Genomic DNA, 2,749 nt, shown 5'->3' with positions numbered 1-2,749 from the left:
GAAAACAAGGCTCAGGAAATCTACATCGTTTGCTCCGGCGAAATGATGGCCATGTACGCTGCCAACAACATCGCCAAGGGCATCGTCAAGTATGCGAACTCCGGTTCTGTCCGCCTGGCCGGCCTGATCTGCAACAGCCGCAACACCGACCGTGAAGACGAACTGATCATGGCCCTGGCGAGCCGCCTCGGCACCACCATGATCCACTTCGTGCCGCGTGACAACGCTGTTCAGCACGCTGAAATCCGCCGCATGACCATGGTTGAATACGATCCGAAGCACAAGCAGGCTGACGAATACCGCCAGCTCGCCAACAAGATCGCCAACAACACCAACTTTGTCATCCCGACCCCGATCGAGATGGAAGAGCTGGAAGATCTGCTCATGGAATTCGGCATCATGGAAGCGGAAGACGAGTCCATCGTCGGTCAGACCGCTGCCGAACTGGCTGCCTAAGCAAGACCCTGCAAGCTCCGGCGGGGGCACCGCTCCCCGCCACTTTCAACCAGTACGTCGGCCACAGATTGGTGGCGACGTCAGGAGGAAAACATGACAACTCTGTCTCGCGAAGAAACCGATGCCCTCATTGCCGAGGTGCTTGAGGTTTATCCGGAAAAAGCTCAGAAGGATCGCGCCAAGCATCTCGCGACCAATGATCAAACCATAGAACAATCGAAGAAGTGCATCACGTCCAACCGCAAGTCCTTGCCCGGCGTCATGACCATTCGTGGCTGTGCCTACGCTGGCTCGAAGGGGGTGGTCTGGGGTCCGGTCAAGGACATGATCCACATCTCACACGGCCCGGTCGGCTGCGGTCAGTACTCCCGCGCCGGTCGCCGTAACTACTATGTCGGCACGACCGGCATCGACACCTTCGGCACGATGAACTTCACCTCCGATTTCCAGGAGAAGGACATCGTCTTCGGCGGCGACAAGAAGCTCGCCAAGCTGATCGAAGAAGTCGAACAACTCTTTCCGTTGCACAAAGGTATCTCGGTCCAGTCCGAATGCCCGATCGGCCTGATCGGCGACGACATCGAGTCCGTCTCCAAAAAGGCTGCCGCCATCATCGACAAGCCGGTTGTCCCGGTCCGCTGCGAAGGCTTCCGCGGTGTTTCCCAGTCCCTCGGCCACCACATCGCCAACGACGCGATCCGTGACTGGGTTCTCGACAAGCGCGATGGTGCTGCTTTCGAATCGACCCCCTACGACGTTGCCATCATTGGTGACTACAACATCGGCGGCGATGCCTGGGCAACCCGTATTCTTCTCGAAGAGATGGGCCTGCGTGTCGTGGCTCAGTGGTCCGGCGACGGCACCATTGCCGAAATGATGAACACGCCGAAGGTCAAGCTGAACCTGCTGCACTGCTACCGTTCAATGAACTACATCTCGCGTCACATGGAAGAGAAGTACGGTATTCCTTACCTGGAATACAACTTCTTCGGCCCGACCAAGATCGTCGAATCCTGCCGCAAGATCGCCGCATTCTTCGACGACACCGTCAAGGCCAAGACCGAAGCCATGATCGCCCGTTATCAGCCGATGATGGACGAGATCATCGCCAAGTACAAACCGCGCCTCGAAGGCAAGAAGGTCATGCTCTACGTCGGCGGCCTGCGTCCGCGTCACGTGATCGGCGCCTACGAAGATCTCGGCATGGAAGTCATCGGTACCGGCTACGAATTCGGCCACAACGACGACTACGACCGCACGATCAAGGAAATGGGTGATGCCACCCTGCTCTACGACGACGTCACCGGTTTCGAGCTGGAAGAGTTCGTCAAGCGACTGAAGCCCGACATGGTCGGCTCCGGCATCAAGGAAAAGTACATCTTCCAGAAGATGGGCATTCCGCTGCGCCAGATGCACTCCTGGGATTACTCCGGCCCTTATCACGGTTACGACGGTTTCGCGATCTTCGCCCGTGACATGGACATCGCGCTGTCCAACCCGACGTTCAAGAACCTTGTTCCGCCCTGGAAGAAGGTTGCCGTTGAAGAAATCAAGAAGGCCGCCTGACCTGGCTCAGTACATCCTTAACCTTAAGCCCGCAGCCGCGAATGAGCGGGGCGGGCAAGGAGATAGCAATGCAAACCGCAGACAACATCAAGCCCTGTTACCCGCTGTTCCGCGATGACGACTACAAGAAGAACCTCGCTGAAAAACGCGAACTCTTCGAAGAAGGCCATGGCCCGGAAAAAGTCTGGGAAACCTTCATGTGGACGACCACCCAGGAATATCAGGACCTCAACTTCAAGCGCGAAGCCCTGACCGTCGATCCGGCCAAGGCCTGCCAACCACTCGGCGCCGTCCTCTGCGCTACCGGATTCCACAAAACCCTGCCCTACGTCCATGGTTCGCAAGGCTGCGTCGCCTACTTCCGCAGCTACTTCAACCGCCACTTCAAGGAACCGTGCTCCTGCGTCTCCGACTCGATGACCGAAGATGCCGCGGTGTTCGGTGGGCAGAAGAACATGAACGACGGCCTGGAAAACGCCAAGGCCATCTACAAGCCGGACATGATCGCGGTTTCCACCACCTGCATGGCGGAAGTCATCGGTGACGACTTGAATGCCTTCATCAATAACGCCAAGAAGGCCGGCAACGTTCCCCAGGACTACCCGGTTCCTTACGCCCATACCCCGTCCTTCGTCGGTTCGCACACCACCGGCTGGGACAACATGGAAGAAGGCATCCTCCGCTACTTCACGCTGAACCACATGGACGGCAAGAAGGTCGGTTCGAA

General features: G+C 57.7%; 3 protein-coding genes. All 3 read left to right on the top strand.

Annotation, left to right across the window (positions count from 1 at the left end; all coding sequences use genetic code 11):
• On the top strand, positions 1-456 hold a 456-nt coding region (locus ADADOO_RS11955), incomplete at its 5' end, for a NifH family ATP-binding protein (RefSeq protein WP_511277729.1).
• Positions 457-549: 93 nt separating this feature from the next.
• Positions 550-2,022, top strand: a complete 1,473-nt coding sequence (gene nifD, locus ADADOO_RS11950) for a nitrogenase molybdenum-iron protein alpha chain (RefSeq protein ID WP_511277728.1) — start codon at positions 550-552, stop codon at positions 2,020-2,022.
• Positions 2,023-2,090: 68 nt separating this feature from the next.
• Positions 2,091-2,749 (top strand): DUF3364 domain-containing protein (locus ADADOO_RS11945; protein WP_511277727.1); only part of this gene is annotated, 659 nt, incomplete at its 3' end.

Origin of the sequence: Azonexus sp., assembly GCF_036170495.1 — a bacterium.
Classification (GTDB): Bacteria; Pseudomonadota; Gammaproteobacteria; order Burkholderiales; family Rhodocyclaceae; genus Azonexus.
Note: the sequence above shows the minus strand (reverse complement) of the source record. Positions and strands in the feature narration are given on the sequence as shown.